The organism is Zhongshania guokunii (assembly GCF_040892635.1).
Taxonomy (GTDB): Bacteria; Pseudomonadota; Gammaproteobacteria; order Pseudomonadales; family Spongiibacteraceae; genus Spongiibacter; species Spongiibacter guokunii.
Genome location: NZ_JBFRYA010000023.1, coordinates 27,777 through 43,690 on the forward strand (window position 1 = coordinate 27,777; position 15,914 = coordinate 43,690).

The window sequence follows — 15,914 nt, forward strand, 5'->3', positions numbered from 1 at the left end:
TGAAAAATGGCACGATTAGGTGAACTATACCAAACCGAGTTAAAGGCTAAGCTGATTGAAGAGCTGTCTTTAGCTAACCCTATGGAAGTTCCGCGCATCACCAAAATCACCCTGAACATGGGCGTTGGTGAAGCGGCTGGAGATAAAAAAGTTCTTGAGGCAGCACTGTCCGACCTGACAAAGATTGCAGGTCAGAAGCCAGTGGTGACTAAGGCGCGCAAATCAATCGCAGGTTTTAAAATCCGTGATGGTTGGCCAATTGGCTGCAAAGTAACTCTGCGCGGCGAAAACATGTATGAATTTCTGGATCGCCTAGTTAGCATCGCTATTCCTCGCGTGCGTGACTTCCGCGGTATCAGCCCGAAATCATTCGACGGTCGCGGTAACTTCGCGATGGGCGTAACGGAACAGATTATCTTTCCGGAAATTGATTACGATAAAATTGATACACTACGCGGTATGGATATTACGATCACGACTACTGCTCGTAATGACGACGAAGGTCGCGCGCTGTTAAAAGCGTTTAACTTTCCGTTTAAAGGTTAAGGGGTTCAGGGGACATGGCAAAGCAGTCAATGAAAGCGCGCGAATTGAAACGTGCCCAAACTGTCGAAAAATTCGCTGCAAAGCGCGCTGAGCTTAAAGCGATTTTCGCCAGCGTAAGTTCTAGCGATGAAGAAAAGTGGGATGCGCAGGTTAAGCTGCAAAAGCTTCCGCGTGATGCAAGTCCATCACGTCAGCGTCGTCGTTGTCAGATCACGGGTCGTCCGCACGGTGTATACCGCAAGTTCGGTCTTTGCCGTAACCAGCTTCGTCAAGCCGCTATGCGCGGTGATGTCCCCGGCTTAGTTAAGGCTAGCTGGTAATAGTGGGAATTTTGCTGTCGCTGGCCATGGCCGCGGCGTTTAATGGGAGCAAAACATGAGCATGCAAGATCCTTTAGCGGATATGCTTACACGTATCCGCAACGCTCAGATGGCAGGTAAAACTGCTGTTCAGATGCCTTCTTCAAAACTTAAGGTATCGGTTGCAAAGGTACTGGAAGACGAAGGTTATATCGCTAGTTCGCGCGTTGAAGCCGATGGTGGCAAAGCGCAGCTGACAGTTGAGTTGAAGTACTATCAGGGTAAGCCGGTAATCGCTGAGATTCATCGGGTAAGCCGTCCAGGTCTGCGCGCTTACGCTGGTAAAGACGAATTGCCATCAGTGCGTGCCGGTTTGGGCATCGCGATTGTATCTACCAGTAATGGTGTGATGACTGATCGTGCAGCGCGAGCGGCCGGTGTGGGCGGCGAAGTGCTTTGCACTGTTTTCTAACGCGACAGTTTAAAGAGTTCTTAACATGTCAAGAGTAGCGAAAAGTCCAGTGACTATCCCCGCAGGGGTTGAAGTCAAGCTCGACGCCAGCAGCATCGCAGTCAAAGGTAAAAAAGGTAGTTTAGTACTGCCTTTGCACCAGTCTGTTGAAGTGAAGCAAGAAGACGGGCGTTTAGTGTTCTCAGCGCGTGAAGGCGCGAAAAATGGTTGGGCAATGGCCGGTACTACTCGGTCTTTGACTAACAATATGTGTGTTGGCGTTAGCGAAGGCTTTCAGCGCAAGCTGATCCTCAACGGTGTTGGTTACCGTGCTAAGGCCACTGGTAGCAGCATTAACTTGGTGTTGGGTTTTTCCCACCCCATTGATTATGCGTTGCCAGAAGGCGTAACTGTTGATACCCCTACTCAGACAGAGATTGTCTTGAGCGGTACCGACAAGCAAATACTGGGTAAGGTAGCGGCCGAAATTCGCGCGTTCCGTCCACCAGAGCCGTACAAAGGTAAGGGTGTTCGCTACGCAGACGAAAACGTCCGTCGTAAAGAAGCGAAGAAAAAGTAAAGGCTAGGTTATGAGCGATAAGAAAGTATCAAGATTACGTCGTGCCCGCCGTGCTCGCTTTAAAATGCGTGAGCTCCGCGCCGTACGTCTTAGCATTCACCGCACACCGCGTCACATGTATGCACAGCTTATTGCTGCTACAGGCGATGTCGTGTTGGCGAGTGCCTCTACACTAGATAAAGAGTTGCGTGCTGGTGTTACTGGTAATGTTGCCGCAGCCGCTAGTGTGGGCAAGTTGATCGCCGACCGCGCGAAAGCCGCAGGCGTGACAAAGGTCGCCTTTGACCGCAGTGGATTTAAGTTCCACGGCCGTGTCAAGGCGCTGGCAGATGCTGCCCGTGAAGGTGGTTTGGAATTCTAAGGTTTTAGGCGATGGCGTATAACGATCAGAAAGACAAAGCAAACACTGAAGGCTTGCAAGAGAAATTAGTGCAAGTAAACCGTGTTGCCAAGGTGGTCAAGGGTGGCCGTATTTTCAGCTTCACTGCTCTGACTGTAGTTGGTGATGGCAATGGTAAAGTCGGCTTTGGCCGCGGCAAGGCGCGTGAAGTGCCGGTTGCGATCCAAAAGGCGATGGAAGCTGCCCGCCGTAATATGGTTCAGGTAGACGTAAAGGGTGATACCATCCAGTACGCTGTCAAAGGCCGTCACGGTGCATCCAAGGTTTACATGCAGCCCGCATCTGAAGGTACTGGTGTTATTGCCGGTGGTGCAATGCGCTCGGTGCTGGAAATTGCTGGCATTCATAACGTACTGGCCAAGTGCTATGGTTCTACCAACCCGGTAAACGTGGTTCGTGCAACTGTTAAGGCACTGGTAAGCGTTTCTTCTCCAGAAGAGGTCGCAACTAAGCGCGGCAAGACTGTTGAAGAGATCTTGGGCTAAGAAATAGGCAGGATTTGCAATGAGCAAGATTAAAGTCACACTAGTTCGTTCTGTTACAGGACGGCTAAAGTCGCACAAGGCCTGCGTTGCGGGTCTTGGCTTGCGTCGTATTCGCCACACTGTTGAAGTGGAAGACACTCCATCAGTACGCGGTATGATCAATAAGGTCAACTATTTAGTACGTGTTGAGGGATAAGTGATGAGCGATATGCGTTTAAACACGCTGAGCCCGGCTCCCGGTCGAGTTAAAGATAGTAAACGGGTAGGTCGTGGTATCGGTAGTGGCTTGGGTAAAACCGCAGGTCGTGGTCACAAAGGTCTTAAGTCGCGTTCCGGCGGTAGTGTACGTCCGGGTTTCGAAGGCGGTCAGATGCCTTTGCAAAAGCGTCTGCCGAAGTATGGTTTTACTTCGCGGCTGTCACGTGTGACTGCACAAATCCGTACCGCTGAACTAGCAGCTGCTGGTGATGGCGTTATTGATCTGGATGCTCTGAAGCGCGCTGACTTAGTTGGCCGTAACATCGAGCGTGCAAAGATCTTCCTGTCGGGTGATCTGAATAAGGCAGTTACTGTTAAAGGTTTGGCGGTAACAAAAGGCGCGCGCGAAGCTATTGAAAAAGCGGGCGGCAAAGTCGAGGAATAAGGCGAGATCCCCATGGCGAAATCCAGTCCATTATCAACTGGAAGTCAATCCGGAGTAGGCGAGCTGATGGCTCGCCTTCGTTTTCTACTGCTGGCGATAATTGTTTATCGCATCGGTACTCACATTCCGGTTCCGGGTATTAACCCGGATCAACTCGCCGTGCTGTTTAATCAGAATCAGGGCACGGTACTCGGTTTATTTAATATGTTTTCGGGCGGTGCCTTGGAGCGTATGAGTATCTTGGCTTTGGGCATTATGCCGTATATCTCTGCATCTATTATTATGCAGCTGATGTCGGCAGTAAGTCCGCAGCTAGAAGCCTTGAAGAAAGAAGGTGAAGCTGGTCGCCGGCAAATAAGTCAGTACACTCGCTATTTGGCTGTGCTGCTAGCGTTGCTGCAGGCCACGGGTATGACGGTAGGCTTGGCCAATCAGGGTCTAGCTTATAGTGCTGATTTTAGTTTTTTCTTTGTTGCCGTGGTGTCACTGGTAACAGGGGCGATTTTCATGATGTGGCTTGGTGAGCAGTTAACCGAGCGCGGTGTTGGTAACGGCATCTCCATGTTGATCTTCGCAGGTATCGTTGCGGGCTTGCCCTCAGCGGTAGGGCAGTCTCTGGAGCAGGCGCGACAGGGTGAGCTCAATGTATTAGTGCTGCTGGCGGTATTAGTTCTGGCGGTAGCGGTGGTGTATTTAGTGGTCTTTATCGAACGCGGTCAGCGCCGTATCACGGTAAACTACGCTAAGCAGCAGCGCGGCAATAAAATGTATCAGGCGCAATCCAGCCATTTGCCGATGAAGGTAAATATGGCGGGTGTTATTCCGGCGATTTTCGCCAGCTCTATTCTGCTGTTCCCTGCGTCGATTGCGCAGTGGGTCGGCCAGAGCGGCGAAGGTATGGAATGGTTGCAGGAGCTTGCTCTGGCGATCGGCCCCGGACAGCCTCTGAACATTATTATGTTTACAGCCTTGATCGTGTTTTTCTGCTTCTTCTATACGGCGTTGATGTTTAACCCCGATGAAGTGGCGGATAATTTAAAGCGCTCGGGTGCATTTTTACCTGGGATTCGTCCTGGTAAGCAAACGGCTAACTACATCGATGGTGTGTTAACCAGATTGACCATGTTTGGCTCGCTGTATATAGCCGGCGTGTGTTTATTACCGCAGTTCTTAGTGGTGATGTGGAACGTACCGTTTTATCTCGGTGGCACATCGTTACTGATCGTAGTGGTTGTAGTGATGGATTTTATGGCGCAGGTTCAATCGCACCTTATGTCTCAGCAATACGACTCGGTCTTGAAAAAGGCCAATTTGAAAAATTACGGCGGTGGTGTGCGCTAAGGCGCACTAACCTGATAGCTTGTTTGGAGTGTAACAATGAAAGTACGCGCATCAGTAAAGGCTATATGCCGCAACTGTAAAATTGTTCGTCGCAAGGGTGTTGTTCGCGTTATCTGTAGCGTTGAACCTCGTCACAAGCAGCGGCAGGGCTAAGCAATGCGGTCGGGGTTGATTTTCAATCCCAATGCGGATAGACTACTGCGCCTTTCGTGCGGTGGTTTTCCGTTTACCGGTCATTGCTAGGCGTTGGAAGAATTAGGCTTAATTGGAGTAACCTGAATGGCTCGTATTGCAGGTGTCAACATACCAGATAACAAGCATGCTGTTATTTCGTTGACCTATATATTTGGCATTGGCCGCACAACTGCAAAAGCACTGTGTGCCAAAACCACTATCGCTGAAGATGCAAAGATCGGCGATTTATCTGAAGAGCAACTAGATGCGCTTCGTGGCGAGATTGCAAAAATGTCTGTAGAGGGCGACTTGCGTCGTACCGTATCTATGAACATTAAGCGTCTGCTGGACTTAGGCTGCTACCGCGGTCTGCGTCATCGTAAAGGCCTGCCGCTTCGCGGTCAGCGTACTAAGACTAATGCGCGTACGCGTAAAGGTCCACGTAAGCCGATTCGTAAGTAATTTAAAGGCAGTGATTCCTTTAGTGTAGCTACACCACTTGTGTAGTGTTGATATTAGAGATGGAAATAGATAATGGCCAAACCAGGCAAGCAACAAGCTCCACGGAAAAAGGTCAAAAAGACCGTCGTGGACGGTGTCGCACACATACATGCGTCATTTAACAATACGATTGTTACCATTACAGACCGTCAAGGTAATGCACTGAGCTGGGCTACGGCTGGCGGCAGTGGTTTCCGTGGCTCTCGTAAAAGTACTCCTTTCGCTGCTCAGGTTGCTGCAGAGCGCGCCGGCAATGCTGCGAAAGACTACGGTTTAAAAAATCTTGATGTACAAGTTAAAGGTCCTGGTCCAGGTCGTGAATCTGCGGTCCGTGCCTTGAATAACTGTGGCTACAAGATTACTAACATCACCGACGTGACGCCTATCCCGCACAATGGTTGCCGTCCTCCCAAGAAACGTCGCGTTTAATTAACAGTTGAGGAATACAGAAAATGGCTAGATATTTAGGCCCGAGCTGTAAATTATCCAGACGGGAAGGTACCGACCTGTTCCTGAAGAGTGGTGTTCGTCCGCTGGATTCAAAATGTAAAGCTGAAACAGCACCTGGTATGCATGGTGCGCGTCGTGGTCGTCTTTCTGACTACGGTGTTCAGCTGCGTGAAAAGCAAAAAGTACGTCGTATGTACGGTGTTCTTGAAAAGCAATTCCGCGCTTATTATACAAAAGCTGCCCGTCGTAAAGGCGCTACAGGCGAAAACCTGCTTCAGCTTTTGGAAGGCCGCTTAGATAACGTGGTATACCGCATTGGTTTTGGTTCTACACGCGCCGAATCACGTCAGTTGGTATCTCACAAATCTGTACTTGTAAATGGCAAAACGGTAAACGTGCCGTCTTACCAAGTTCAAGCCGGTGATGTAGTTAGTGTTCGTGAGAAAGCTAAGGCTCAGTTGCGGATTCAATCTGCAATCGCTCTAGCAGCTCAGCGCGGTGATTGCGCATGGATCGACATTAACGCCGCTAAGATGGAAGGCGTTTTTAAGAGCGTGCCAGATCGTAGCGACTTGTCTTCTGAGATCAACGAACAATTGATCGTTGAGCTTTACTCGAAGTAAGTTAACCTCCGGACAAATCACTACAGGTGAATTATGCAAAGTGCTGTCAATGAATTTTTAACCCCGCGTGTCATCCAAGTTGAAGAATTTGGTCAGACTCGCGCGAAAGTGACCTTGGAACCGCTGGAGCGGGGATTTGGTCATACCCTGGGTAATGCCTTGCGCCGTATTTTGCTGTCTTCTATGCCGGGCTGTGCAATCACCGAAGTTGAAATCGACGGTGTATTGCATGAGTACAGTGCTATGGAAGGTGTGCAGGAAGATGTTATTGAAATCCTGCTTAACCTGAAAGAAGTTGCGGTAATCATGCACGGCAAAGATCAAGCGATTCTTAGCTTGAGCAAAAAAGGCCCAGGTGTTGTTACTGCTGGTGATATCCAGACAGATCACGAAATTGAAATTGTTAATACCGATCACGTAATTGCTAACCTGAACGATGATGGCGAAATTAATATGCGCCTGACTATCGCTCGCGGTCGTGGTTATGTGCCGGCAGATGCGCACGATAACGGCGAAGAAGAAACTCGCTCTATCGGTCGTCTTCAGCTTGATGCCAGCTACAGCCCGATTAGCCGGGTGAGCTATGTGGTAGAGAGCGCACGTGTTGAGCAGCGTACCGACTTGGACAAATTGGTTCTCGATTTGGAAACCAACGGTACTATCGACCCAGAAGAGGCGATCCGTCGTGCGGCAACCATCCTTCAGCAGCAGCTGGCGGTGTTTGTTGATCTGGAAAGCGAAGGCGAAAGTGAGCCTTCACGCGAAGAAAGTGAAGTAGATCCTATTTTGTTGCGTCCAGTAGATGATTTAGAGCTGACAGTGCGCTCTGCCAACTGCTTGAAAGCGGAAAATATCTACTACATCGGTGATTTGGTGCAGCGTACAGAAGTTGAACTTCTCAAAACGCCTAACCTTGGTAAGAAGTCACTGACAGAAATTAAAGACGTATTGGCGTCACGTGGTTTGTCTCTGGGTCTGCGCCTAGATAACTGGCCGCCAGCAAGTCTTAGAAACGACGACCGAGTTTTAGCGTAATTCTAACGCTAAACTTTCGAATATTTTTTGCTGAGATAGCAACGTTTATTAAAGGAAAAAGCCATGCGTCATCGTCATAGTGGCCGTCAATTAAACCGTAATAGCTCTCATCGTAAAGCGATGTTCCGCAACATGACGGCGTCGTTGCTCGAGCACGAAATGATCAAAACTACCTTGCCAAAGGCAAAGGAACTGCGCGGTTATGCAGAGCCTTTGATCACCCTTTCTAAGGTTGATAGTGTTGCTAACCGTCGTTTGGCGTTTGCCAGATTGCGTTGCAGTGCTGTTGTAGGTAAGTTGTTCACTGACTTGGGCCCTCGTTACGAAGGTCGTCCAGGTGGTTATATCCGTATCATGAAGTGTGGTCTCCGCGCTGGTGATAAGGCACCAATGGCTTACGTAGAATTGGTTGATCGCCCGGTAGCAGAAGAAGCTGACGACGAGTAAATCTTGTTGTAGCAAAAAAGCCGACCTTAGGGTCGGCTTTTTTTTGTCTAAATTAATTGTTTTTAGTTTGAGGTAGGCTTTATTGGGCTTGCCGAAGGCAGGCCCAAGTGGTGTTCGCTATTAAGCGCTGCGCTGTTTGGCGAGTTTTAACACCTCATTTAAAAAGTGCCCAGTATGAGATTGCGCCATCGTGGCGATCTCTTCTGGTGTGCCTTCAGCGATTATCATGCCGCCGCCGCTGCCGCCCTCGGGGCCGAGGTCGACGATCCAGTCCGCGGTTTTTATGACATCGAGGTTGTGTTCAATCACCACCACGGTGTTGCCGTGATCACGCAAGCGGTGCAGTACCGTTAGTAATAATTGGATGTCTTCAAAGTGCAGGCCAGTTGTGGGCTCGTCGAGAATATACAAAGTTTTGCCGGTATCACGCTTCGACAGCTCTTTCGCTAGCTTTACCCGCTGCGCTTCACCGCCAGATAGCGTTGTAGCAGCTTGACCAAGGCGAATATAGCTTAGTCCCACATCCATCAATGTTTGTAATTTCTTGCTGATCGACGGCACATTCTCAAAGAAGGTGTTGGCGTCTTCAACGGTCATGTCTAAAACCTCGTGAATATTTTTGCCCTTGTATAATATTTCCAAGGTTTCCCGGTTATAGCGCTGGCTGCGGCACACTTCGCAGGCAACGTAGATGTCGGGTAGAAAATGCATTTCTACTTTAGTGACGCCGTCGCCCTGACACGCCTCGCAGCGTCCACCCTTTACGTTAAAGCTGAAGCGACCAACTTTATAGCCGCGTGAGCGGGCTTCTTGGGTGCCCGCAAAGAGCTCGCGAATTGGTGTGAATATACCCGTGTACGTCGCAGGATTGGAGCGCGGGGTGCGGCCTATCGGGCTTTGGTCGATATCGATACATTTATCAACCTGATCCAAGCCGGTCACTGCGCGGTGGGCTGCTGGCGTTAGAGTGGTCGCGCCGTTGAGTACTGTTGCCGCCACTGGGTAAAGTGTGTGATTGATAAGGGTAGACTTTCCGGAGCCAGAAACGCCGGTAATACAGGTCATCAATCCAAGCGGAATGGTGAGGTCAACATCTCGTAAATTATTACCCGTGGCGCCTTCTACTCGCAGGCATTTATCTGGGTTAACAGGGTTGCGTATTGCTGGTATCGCGATGGCCCGCTTACCCGACAGGTACTGGCCGGTAAGTGACTCGGGGCTACTTAAAATATCTTCTATTTTACCTTCGGCGATGACCCTGCCGCCGTGTACTCCGGCACCGGGACCGATATCAATAATATGGTCGGCGGTGCGAATGGCGTCTTCGTCGTGTTCGACCACAATAACGGTGTTGCCAATGTCGCGAAGATGGCGCAGCGTTTTTAGCAGTCGCTCGTTGTCGCGCTGGTGAAGACCGATAGAGGGCTCGTCCAGAATATACATAACGCCCACTAGGCCGGCGCCTATTTGGCTGGCAAGGCGAATACGTTGGGCTTCACCGCCAGATAACGTGTCTGCACTGCGATCTAGGGTTAGGTAATTAAGGCCGACATCTACCAGAAAGCGCAGGCGGTCGTTAATTTCTTTGAGAATTTTTTCCGCAATTTGAGCGCGACGGCCACTAAGTTCAAGTTTAGTGAAATACTCTCGTGCAGCGCCCACCGGCATAGCCGTAATTTCGGGCAGGGTGTTATCTAAGATAAATACATTGCGTGCTTCTTTGCGCAAACGGGTGCCGGCACAGTCTGGGCAAGATTGGGAGTTTAAGAACTTGCTCAGCTCTTCGCGTACAGTTTGCGACTCGGTTTCTTTGTAGCGGCGATCCATATTGGGAATTACGCCCTCGAAAGGGTGTTTACGCTGGAAATTGTCGCCGCGGTCATTGATATAGGTAAAGCTTATTTCTTCATCGCCGCTGCCAAATAAGATTTTTTGACGGTGCTCGTCACTGAGTTCTTCAAAAGGTGCGTCAATATCAAAACCATAATGCTCGGCCAGTGAGGTAAGCATGTGGAAGTAGTAAACGCTGCGCCGGTCCCAGCCGCGAATTGCACCTGTGGACAAGCTTACGTCGGGATGTTGCACGATGCGGGAGGAATCAAAAAACTGTTTTACACCCAAGCCATCGCAGCTGCTGCAAGCGCCAAGCGGGCTGTTGAAGGAGAAGAGTCGGGGCTCTAACTCTGACAGGCTGTAACCGCAGTGTGGGCAGGCGAACTTGGACGAAAAAGTAAGCTCTGCTGCTTTAGGATCATCCATGTCGGCAATGCTTGCGATGCCGTCGGTGAGTTCAAGTGCGGTTTCAAAGGATTCCGCTAGGCGCTGGGTGAGGTCTTCACGCACTTTGAAGCGGTCTACGACGACTTCGATGGTGTGCTTTTTATTTTTATCCAGCGCGGGCAAATCGTCGAGATCGGTGACTAGGCCATTAATCCTGGCCCGGACAAAGCCCTGGCTGCGCAATTTCTCAAAGGTGTGAATATGTTCGCCTTTGCGATTTTGTACAATGGGCGCCAGCATCATTAGCTTGCTACCCTCGGGTAGCGCCAATACGGTGTCGACCATTTGGCTGACGGTTTGCGCAGAAAGCGCGGCGTTATGATCTGGGCAGCGAGGCTCGCCGGCGCGAGCGAATAGCAGGCGCAGATAATCGTATATTTCTGTAATAGTGCCCACTGTGGAGCGGGGGTTGTGCGATGTGGATTTTTGTTCAATCGAAATGGCAGGTGATAGGCCTTCGATATGGTCAACGTCGGGTTTTTCCATCATTGACAAAAATTGCCTAGCGTAGGTCGATAGTGATTCGACGTAGCGGCGCTGACCTTCGGCGTAGAGTGTGTCAAACGCTAATGATGACTTACCGGAACCGGACAGTCCGGTAATCACGACTAATTTGTCGCGGGGTATATCAAGATCGATATTCTTTAGATTGTGGGTGCGGGCACCGCGAACGATAATCCGATCCATATAATTTCTCGGCCTGATAAACCGGTCATTATACGACGGCTAAGGAGTGCGGCGCAAAATAAGCTCGTTGCTAATATGTATGGTTTTTTGGCGGGGGTATAGCTGCTAGAATGGCGCGCTAAATACCTTTATTTTTCAGGATCTTTCCGCCTTTGAATCATCAATCGATGAGTGCAACTGAGCGCCGTGCGGTCGTGTCGCTGGCCAGCTTGTATGCATCCCGTATGCTCGGCTTGTTTATGCTGCTGCCGGTATTAAGTTTATACGCAGCCGAGTATGAATTCAGTACGCCAGTATTGGTCGGTTTGGCACTGGGAATTTACGGTTTGGGGCAGGCGGCGCTGCAAGTTCCGCTGGGCATGCTGTCAGACCGCATAGGTCGTAAGCCTGTCATTATCGCAGGGCTGTTGCTGTTTGTTGCTGGCGGCTTGGTCGCGGCGGGCGCGGAAAGCATATTTGGTATTATTGCGGGCCGGCTGCTGCAGGGCGCCGGGGCAATTGCGAGTACCTTAACTGCCTTGCTTGCAGATCTCACTCGTGAACAGCATCGCACCAAAGCAATGGCGGCAATTGGCATGAGTATTGGCGTGTCCTTTGCGGTTGCAATGGTACTTGGGCCTTTAACCGCCTCATGGTTCGGCGTGTCGGGTTTGTTTTTGCTAACTTCCATAATGGCGGCGGTAGGCATTGCAATTACTTTATTTGTGGTGCCAACACCGAATATTCAAAGTCTTGATGCAAACAATCAATCGCTGGGGAGTTTGCTGGGGCGCTGTCTTCGCGACCGTAATTTGATGCGTCTCAATTTGGGTATTTTTAGCTTACACGCTATTTTAATGGCGATATTTATCGCCGTGCCAGGCATTCTAGAAAATCAGGGTTTAGCGCGTAGTGATCATTGGCAGGTGTATTTGCCAATGATGGTGGTGGCGTTTATCGGTATGGTGCCGCTGATTATTATTGCCGAAACGCGCAGTAAAATGCGCGAGATTTTTTTGCTCGGTATTTGCGGAATTCTATTGTCAGTAATCGTCGCTATTTATTTTGGTCAGTCGCTAATACCGCTGCTCGGAATTATGACTTTGTTTTTTGTTGCCTTTAATTTGCTAGAGGCGTCGCTGCCGTCGCTGGTAAGCAAGACCGTTTATGCTGGGGGCAAGGGCACGGCGATGGGTGTTTACTCAACATTCCAATTCTTTGGTGCCTTTTGTGGCGGCGCAATTGGCGGTGGCCTATTTGGGCGCTGGGGTGCTAGTTCAGTTTTTGTCGGCGCGGCGGTGCTCGCAGGAGCGTGGTTGCTGGTGGCTTGGGGAATGTTGGTACCGGCTAAATCAGAAAGCCTTATTCTATGCTGGCAGTTTGGTGTTTGGGATGTTGCGGATATTCGCCGCGAAGTGTTGGCTCTGCCCGGTACTATTGATGTCACCGTACTTGAAAGTGAGCGCGTTGCATATTTGCGGGTAGATGGTAATTTTGATCCAGCGAGCTTGCCCGAAGGCTTGCAGCTAAGCAGCTAAATGGCTGCTATCAGCGGAATCCGGTATAGTGCAGTATCTGTTGCGGACGTTGGTTCGCATTCATAGAAAAACAGGAGAGAACGCATGGCGCGTGGTATAAATAAAGTTATTTTGGTCGGCAATTTGGGCCAAGATCCCGAGACCCGTTACATGCCTTCCGGCGGTGCAGTGACCAATGTCACCATTGCAACAAGCGAAACTTGGAAGGACAAGCAGAGCGGTCAGGCCCAAGAGCGCACAGAGTGGCATCGAGTGGTGTTTTTTAATCGCTTGGCCGAAATCGCCGGCGAGTATTTGAAAAAAGGCTCGAAGGTCTATGTAGAGGGATCGCTGCGAACTCGTAAGTGGCAGAACAAAGAAGGCGTTGATCAGTACACTACCGAAATCGTAGCGGCAGAAATGCAAATGCTCGATAGTCGGGGAGGCTCAGGTGGCGGTTCTGCTGGCGAGAGCTACGGCGATGATGGCTATGGATCTCAACAGGCGCCGCAAGCGGCCGCTCCACGCCGCGCGCCGCCAGCTCAGTCTGCGCCGCAACAGCAGAATCGCGCGCCAGCACCGCAGCCTGCACAAAATCCGCCGGCAGGTTTTGATGATTTTGATGATGATATTCCATTCTGATGGTTACCTTCGGAAGTAGTGTGAAAATCTAATACCCGCCTCGGCGGGTATTTTTATATATAGCAAGTGAATTGCGCTGTGGCTTTATACAATCTTGCGCATCGCCTTAGCATTGAGTAATGTTGAGTCCCTTGTTTTTGTGTTGATTAAGCTGGGTGTCGGGGGCTACTGCCTTTTCTGCAAGTTCTAATAACTTGCCTTACTACTTAATTCTGTGAACCTTCTGTGAATGTTGTTGTGATTTCTCGCAGCAGTGCCTTGAGCGCTGCTTTGCAAAGTCAGTTTGCCTCTCGATCGCGAGCCAGTATTGCGTTGCCGCTCGACGACGTGCACGCCTTGGGTGTGGATCAGCTGCGCGGCGCGATGGTTGTCGATGCCGACGCCTTGGTGTCTTTACAGTGCAAGGACAGTTGCGATGCGACAGAGCTTCAGCGCCTGCTGGCATTGCGTCAAGATTTTAAGGCGCGCTGTGATGCGTTGGCGGTGCCCTATTTGTTATTAAGTGACGGTCGCCTGTTTGGCGCCGCCGCCGAAGAGGTGGAGTACGCCGAGGGTGACGAACTCGCCCCGAGTGATGTGGCGGGGTTTCAGCTAGCGGAGCTTGAGCAATTGCTGTGCGCGGCTGGCGAGCAGGGTATGGTGCTACGCACTGGGCCGTTGATTGCGGTGCAGGGCGATAATTTCCTCGGTGACTGTTTGGCAACCATGCGCGGCGGAAAAGTGTTGCGTTTGAACGACACAAGGATGGCGTGCCCAACACCGGTGGCTGATTTAGCTCGAGTGATTTCTGGTTTGGTAGATCAGATAAGCTGTGGCACTCCCTGCCGCGGGGTATATCACTATGCCAGTAGTGGCGCCGCCAGTGCTTACGAATTTGCGGAAGTGGCGTGTGCGTTTGCCTCACAGTTTGTGGCGCCGATTGCCGATATTGAGGTTGATGACGGCGGCGAAGGCTGGCGCCCAGCCGTGCCGGTTTTGAGTTGTGATCGCATACTGCAAGATTTCGGTATTAAGCGTTTGCCGTGGCGAGCTTATTTGCCGCGGATGATTAAATCGGTTTGCGAGGAGGCTGCCAAATGAGCAGTAGTACAGAGTTTACTCCGCTGGGGATGGCGGTATTAACGGTATCGGATACCCGCGATGAGAGTAACGACAGTTCTGGTCAGTATTTAGCTGGGGCCTTGGCTGATGAGGGGCATCGCTTGGTGGCCAAGCAGATAGTGAAAGACGATATCTACCAGATTCGCGCTACAGTGTCGGCGTGGATCGCCGATGCGGATATTGAGGTGGTAGTAATTACTGGCGGTACGGGATTCTCCGGGAGGGACTCAACTCCAGAGGCGGTGTCGGTGTTATTCGATAAGGTTATTGAAGGTTTTGGCGAAGTGTTTAGGGCGGTCTCGTTAACCGAAATCGGCTCTTCGACAATTCAGTCCCGCGCTGTTGCTGGCTTGGCAAATAACACGGTTATCTTTTGTATGCCAGGCTCAACCGGCGCGTGTAAAACTGCGTGGCAGCAAGTCATCCGGGATCAGCTCGACAGTCGGCACCGTCCCTGTAATTTTGTTGGGGTGCTTAAAGTTCGCGCTAACACGGTAACGTGATCATGGCTCTGCGGTCTGTAGATGAAGTTTTGCACCAATTATTAACAGACGCTCCAATATGGGGCGTCGAGTCGCAAGGTTTGGAACAGGCTTTGGGCGCGGTCCTTGCCGTCGATATCTATGCCGAAATCGATGTGCCACCCGCCGCCAATAGTGCAATGGATGGCTATGCACTGCGCGCAGCAGATGTTAATGGTGATCGAACGCTGCCTATTACTCAGCGTATTCCAGCTGGCGTACTTGGCAGTGCGCTGCAAGCGGGCAGTGCGGCGCGTATTTTTACCGGTGCATTTGTTCCGCCGGGCGCCGATGCCGTGGTGGCGCAGGAAGACTGTGAATTGGTCGGCGGTGAGCTAAAGGTCAATATTGTGCCGCGCACTGGTCAGCATGTTCGCCCTCAGGGGCAGGATATTGCCAAGGGGCAGCTAATTCTCAGCAAGGGCCACCGGCTGCGGGCGGCGGATCTCGGTCTGCTGGCCTCGCTGGGGTTTGCCGCTGTCGACGTTGGGCGGCAGCTGCGAGTTGCCGTAATGTCGACCGGTGATGAGTTGCGCGAGCCAGGCGAAGTCTTGGCTGCAGGTCAAATTTATAATTCCAATCGACCAATGCTGGCTGCGCTATTGAGCGAGCTGGGCGTGGAGGTAATCGATATTGGCATTGTTGTCGATACGCCGGAAGCGACTCGCGCTGCTTTGCAGCAGGCTAGCGCCAGTGCCGACGTGGTTATTTCCAGTGGTGGTGTGTCGGTCGGTGAAGAGGATCACGTCAAGGCTCAGGTCGAGGCTATGGGTTCGCTAGATTTGTGGAAGCTCGCCATTAAGCCGGGTAAGCCGCTGGCCTATGGTCGTGTTGCGGGGGTGCCGTTTTTTGGCTTGCCTGGTAATCCGGTGTCTGGCTTCGTTACGTTTTGCATATTAGTTCGGCCATACCTGTTGAAAATGCTGGGAGCAGAGCAAGTATTGCCAGTGCAGTGGTCTGCTAAGGCTTTATTTGACTGGCCGCGGGCGGGTTCGCGTCAGGAGTATTTGCGTGCGCGGGTCGTGCCTAGCGCCGATGGGATGACGGTTGATATTCACCCTCAGCAAAGCTCGGGGGCGCTGTCTTCGGTGTCTTGGTGTAATGCCTTGGCGATTATTCCGGTTGGCAAAACCGTGGCGCGCGGCGATAGCGTTGATGTGATTTTTGTGCGGGATTTGAACTGAAATAAAGGCGGGTTTTGTTTGTCGTGTA

Annotated in this window: 21 protein-coding genes; 20 read left to right on the plus strand and 1 reads right to left on the minus strand. The window is 51.1% G+C overall.

Annotation, left to right across the window (positions count from 1 at the left end):
* The first annotated feature begins 6 nt into the window (after positions 1 to 6).
* The 15 genes from rplE (at position 7) to rplQ (ending at position 7,975) form a co-directional block, all read left to right on the plus strand.
* Positions 7 to 546: a 50S ribosomal protein L5 gene (rplE, locus tag AB4876_RS18240; RefSeq protein ID WP_301030165.1), complete on the plus strand. Its 540-nt coding sequence runs from the start codon at positions 7 to 9 to the stop codon at positions 544 to 546.
* A 14-nt stretch (positions 547 to 560) separates the two neighbouring features.
* A complete protein-coding gene (gene rpsN, locus AB4876_RS18245) occupies positions 561 to 866 on the plus strand; it encodes a 30S ribosomal protein S14 (RefSeq protein ID WP_368383137.1) in 306 nt (101 codons plus the stop codon).
* Positions 867 to 921: 55 nt separating this feature from the next.
* Positions 922 to 1,317 (plus strand): 30S ribosomal protein S8, encoded by a 396-nt coding sequence (gene rpsH / locus AB4876_RS18250; RefSeq protein ID WP_008248322.1) that lies wholly within the window; start codon positions 922 to 924, stop codon positions 1,315 to 1,317.
* A gap of 25 nt (positions 1,318 to 1,342) precedes the next feature.
* Positions 1,343 to 1,876: a 50S ribosomal protein L6 gene (gene rplF / locus AB4876_RS18255; RefSeq protein WP_368383138.1), complete on the plus strand. Its 534-nt coding sequence runs from the start codon at positions 1,343 to 1,345 to the stop codon at positions 1,874 to 1,876.
* Positions 1,877 to 1,886: 10 nt separating this feature from the next.
* Complete coding sequence (rplR, locus tag AB4876_RS18260) at positions 1,887 to 2,237, plus strand: 50S ribosomal protein L18 (protein ID WP_368383139.1); 351 nt, start codon at positions 1,887 to 1,889, stop codon at positions 2,235 to 2,237.
* A gap of 11 nt (positions 2,238 to 2,248) precedes the next feature.
* A complete protein-coding gene (rpsE, locus tag AB4876_RS18265; RefSeq protein ID WP_008248319.1) occupies positions 2,249 to 2,761 on the plus strand; it encodes a 30S ribosomal protein S5 in 513 nt (170 codons plus the stop codon).
* A 19-nt stretch (positions 2,762 to 2,780) separates the two neighbouring features.
* On the plus strand, positions 2,781 to 2,957 hold the full coding sequence (rpmD, locus tag AB4876_RS18270; RefSeq protein WP_008248318.1) for a 50S ribosomal protein L30: 177 nt from the start codon (positions 2,781 to 2,783) through the stop codon (positions 2,955 to 2,957).
* Between the two features lie 12 nt (positions 2,958 to 2,969).
* A complete protein-coding gene (rplO, locus tag AB4876_RS18275) occupies positions 2,970 to 3,404 on the plus strand; it encodes a 50S ribosomal protein L15 (RefSeq protein ID WP_008248315.1) in 435 nt (144 codons plus the stop codon).
* Between the two features lie 12 nt (positions 3,405 to 3,416).
* Complete coding sequence (secY, locus tag AB4876_RS18280) at positions 3,417 to 4,745, plus strand: preprotein translocase subunit SecY (protein ID WP_368383140.1); 1,329 nt, start codon at positions 3,417 to 3,419, stop codon at positions 4,743 to 4,745.
* A 36-nt stretch (positions 4,746 to 4,781) separates the two neighbouring features.
* Positions 4,782 to 4,898, plus strand: a complete 117-nt coding sequence (gene rpmJ, locus AB4876_RS18285) for a 50S ribosomal protein L36 (protein WP_219045114.1) — start codon at positions 4,782 to 4,784, stop codon at positions 4,896 to 4,898.
* 126 nt (positions 4,899 to 5,024) lie between these two features.
* Positions 5,025 to 5,381: a 30S ribosomal protein S13 gene (gene rpsM, locus AB4876_RS18290; protein ID WP_368383141.1), complete on the plus strand. Its 357-nt coding sequence runs from the start codon at positions 5,025 to 5,027 to the stop codon at positions 5,379 to 5,381.
* 72 nt (positions 5,382 to 5,453) lie between these two features.
* Positions 5,454 to 5,849, plus strand: a complete 396-nt coding sequence (gene rpsK, locus AB4876_RS18295; RefSeq protein ID WP_008248301.1) for a 30S ribosomal protein S11 — start codon at positions 5,454 to 5,456, stop codon at positions 5,847 to 5,849.
* A gap of 23 nt (positions 5,850 to 5,872) precedes the next feature.
* Positions 5,873 to 6,493 carry a 30S ribosomal protein S4 gene (rpsD, locus tag AB4876_RS18300; RefSeq protein WP_368383142.1) on the plus strand — a complete coding sequence of 207 codons (621 nt, stop codon included), beginning with the start codon at positions 5,873 to 5,875 and terminating at the stop codon, positions 6,491 to 6,493.
* Between the two features lie 33 nt (positions 6,494 to 6,526).
* Complete coding sequence (locus AB4876_RS18305; protein ID WP_368383143.1) at positions 6,527 to 7,528, plus strand: DNA-directed RNA polymerase subunit alpha; 1,002 nt, start codon at positions 6,527 to 6,529, stop codon at positions 7,526 to 7,528.
* Positions 7,529 to 7,591: 63 nt separating this feature from the next.
* Positions 7,592 to 7,975 (plus strand): 50S ribosomal protein L17, encoded by a 384-nt coding sequence (gene rplQ / locus AB4876_RS18310; RefSeq protein ID WP_301030158.1) that lies wholly within the window; start codon positions 7,592 to 7,594, stop codon positions 7,973 to 7,975.
* Positions 7,976 to 8,095: 120 nt separating this feature from the next.
* Here the strand turns inward: rplQ and uvrA are convergent, their stop codons facing one another.
* Positions 8,096 to 10,942, minus strand: coding sequence for an excinuclease ABC subunit UvrA (gene uvrA, locus AB4876_RS18315; RefSeq protein ID WP_368383144.1), 2,847 nt, complete (start codon positions 10,940 to 10,942; stop codon positions 8,096 to 8,098).
* 152 nt (positions 10,943 to 11,094) lie between these two features.
* On the opposite strand from uvrA, the gene AB4876_RS18320 reads away from it, so the two are divergent.
* From AB4876_RS18320 to AB4876_RS18340, 5 genes are all read left to right on the plus strand, one after another.
* Complete coding sequence (locus AB4876_RS18320) at positions 11,095 to 12,459, plus strand: MFS transporter (RefSeq protein WP_368383145.1); 1,365 nt, start codon at positions 11,095 to 11,097, stop codon at positions 12,457 to 12,459.
* Between the two features lie 84 nt (positions 12,460 to 12,543).
* Positions 12,544 to 13,080 carry a single-stranded DNA-binding protein gene (gene ssb / locus AB4876_RS18325; RefSeq protein ID WP_368383146.1) on the plus strand — a complete coding sequence of 179 codons (537 nt, stop codon included), beginning with the start codon at positions 12,544 to 12,546 and terminating at the stop codon, positions 13,078 to 13,080.
* A gap of 225 nt (positions 13,081 to 13,305) precedes the next feature.
* Positions 13,306 to 14,160 carry a sugar nucleotide-binding protein gene (locus AB4876_RS18330; RefSeq protein ID WP_368383147.1) on the plus strand — a complete coding sequence of 285 codons (855 nt, stop codon included), beginning with the start codon at positions 13,306 to 13,308 and terminating at the stop codon, positions 14,158 to 14,160.
* Positions 14,157 to 14,684, plus strand: a complete 528-nt coding sequence (gene moaB / locus AB4876_RS18335; protein ID WP_368383148.1) for a molybdenum cofactor biosynthesis protein B — start codon at positions 14,157 to 14,159, stop codon at positions 14,682 to 14,684. The genes AB4876_RS18330 and moaB overlap by 4 nt, the downstream gene beginning before the upstream one ends.
* A 2-nt stretch (positions 14,685 to 14,686) precedes the next feature.
* Positions 14,687 to 15,886, plus strand: a complete 1,200-nt coding sequence (locus AB4876_RS18340) for a molybdopterin molybdotransferase MoeA (RefSeq protein ID WP_368383149.1) — start codon at positions 14,687 to 14,689, stop codon at positions 15,884 to 15,886.
* Positions 15,887 to 15,914: the final 28 nt, after the last annotated feature.

What these genes read in the sequence shown, in the direction of transcription:
- rplE (WP_301030165.1), top strand. Translation starts at nt 7, where the DNA reads ATGGCACGATTAGGTGAACTATACCAAACCGAGTTAAAGGCTAAGCTG.
- rpsN (WP_368383137.1), top strand. Translation starts at nt 561, where the DNA reads ATGGCAAAGCAGTCAATGAAAGCGCGCGAATTGAAACGTGCCCAAACT.
- rpsH (WP_008248322.1), top strand. Translation starts at nt 922, where the DNA reads ATGAGCATGCAAGATCCTTTAGCGGATATGCTTACACGTATCCGCAAC.
- rplF (WP_368383138.1), top strand. Translation starts at nt 1,343, where the DNA reads ATGTCAAGAGTAGCGAAAAGTCCAGTGACTATCCCCGCAGGGGTTGAA.
- rplR (WP_368383139.1), top strand. Translation starts at nt 1,887, where the DNA reads ATGAGCGATAAGAAAGTATCAAGATTACGTCGTGCCCGCCGTGCTCGC.
- rpsE (WP_008248319.1), top strand. Translation starts at nt 2,249, where the DNA reads ATGGCGTATAACGATCAGAAAGACAAAGCAAACACTGAAGGCTTGCAA.
- rpmD (WP_008248318.1), top strand. Translation starts at nt 2,781, where the DNA reads ATGAGCAAGATTAAAGTCACACTAGTTCGTTCTGTTACAGGACGGCTA.
- rplO (WP_008248315.1), top strand. Translation starts at nt 2,970, where the DNA reads ATGCGTTTAAACACGCTGAGCCCGGCTCCCGGTCGAGTTAAAGATAGT.
- secY (WP_368383140.1), top strand. Translation starts at nt 3,417, where the DNA reads ATGGCGAAATCCAGTCCATTATCAACTGGAAGTCAATCCGGAGTAGGC.
- rpmJ (WP_219045114.1), top strand. Translation starts at nt 4,782, where the DNA reads ATGAAAGTACGCGCATCAGTAAAGGCTATATGCCGCAACTGTAAAATT.
- rpsM (WP_368383141.1), top strand. Translation starts at nt 5,025, where the DNA reads ATGGCTCGTATTGCAGGTGTCAACATACCAGATAACAAGCATGCTGTT.
- rpsK (WP_008248301.1), top strand. Translation starts at nt 5,454, where the DNA reads ATGGCCAAACCAGGCAAGCAACAAGCTCCACGGAAAAAGGTCAAAAAG.
- rpsD (WP_368383142.1), top strand. Translation starts at nt 5,873, where the DNA reads ATGGCTAGATATTTAGGCCCGAGCTGTAAATTATCCAGACGGGAAGGT.
- AB4876_RS18305 (WP_368383143.1), top strand. Translation starts at nt 6,527, where the DNA reads ATGCAAAGTGCTGTCAATGAATTTTTAACCCCGCGTGTCATCCAAGTT.
- rplQ (WP_301030158.1), top strand. Translation starts at nt 7,592, where the DNA reads ATGCGTCATCGTCATAGTGGCCGTCAATTAAACCGTAATAGCTCTCAT.
- uvrA (WP_368383144.1), bottom strand. Translation starts at nt 10,942, where the DNA reads ATGGATCGGATTATCGTTCGCGGTGCCCGCACCCACAATCTAAAGAAT.
- ssb (WP_368383146.1), top strand. Translation starts at nt 12,544, where the DNA reads ATGGCGCGTGGTATAAATAAAGTTATTTTGGTCGGCAATTTGGGCCAA.
- moaB (WP_368383148.1), top strand. Translation starts at nt 14,157, where the DNA reads ATGAGCAGTAGTACAGAGTTTACTCCGCTGGGGATGGCGGTATTAACG.
- AB4876_RS18340 (WP_368383149.1), top strand. Translation starts at nt 14,687, where the DNA reads ATGGCTCTGCGGTCTGTAGATGAAGTTTTGCACCAATTATTAACAGAC.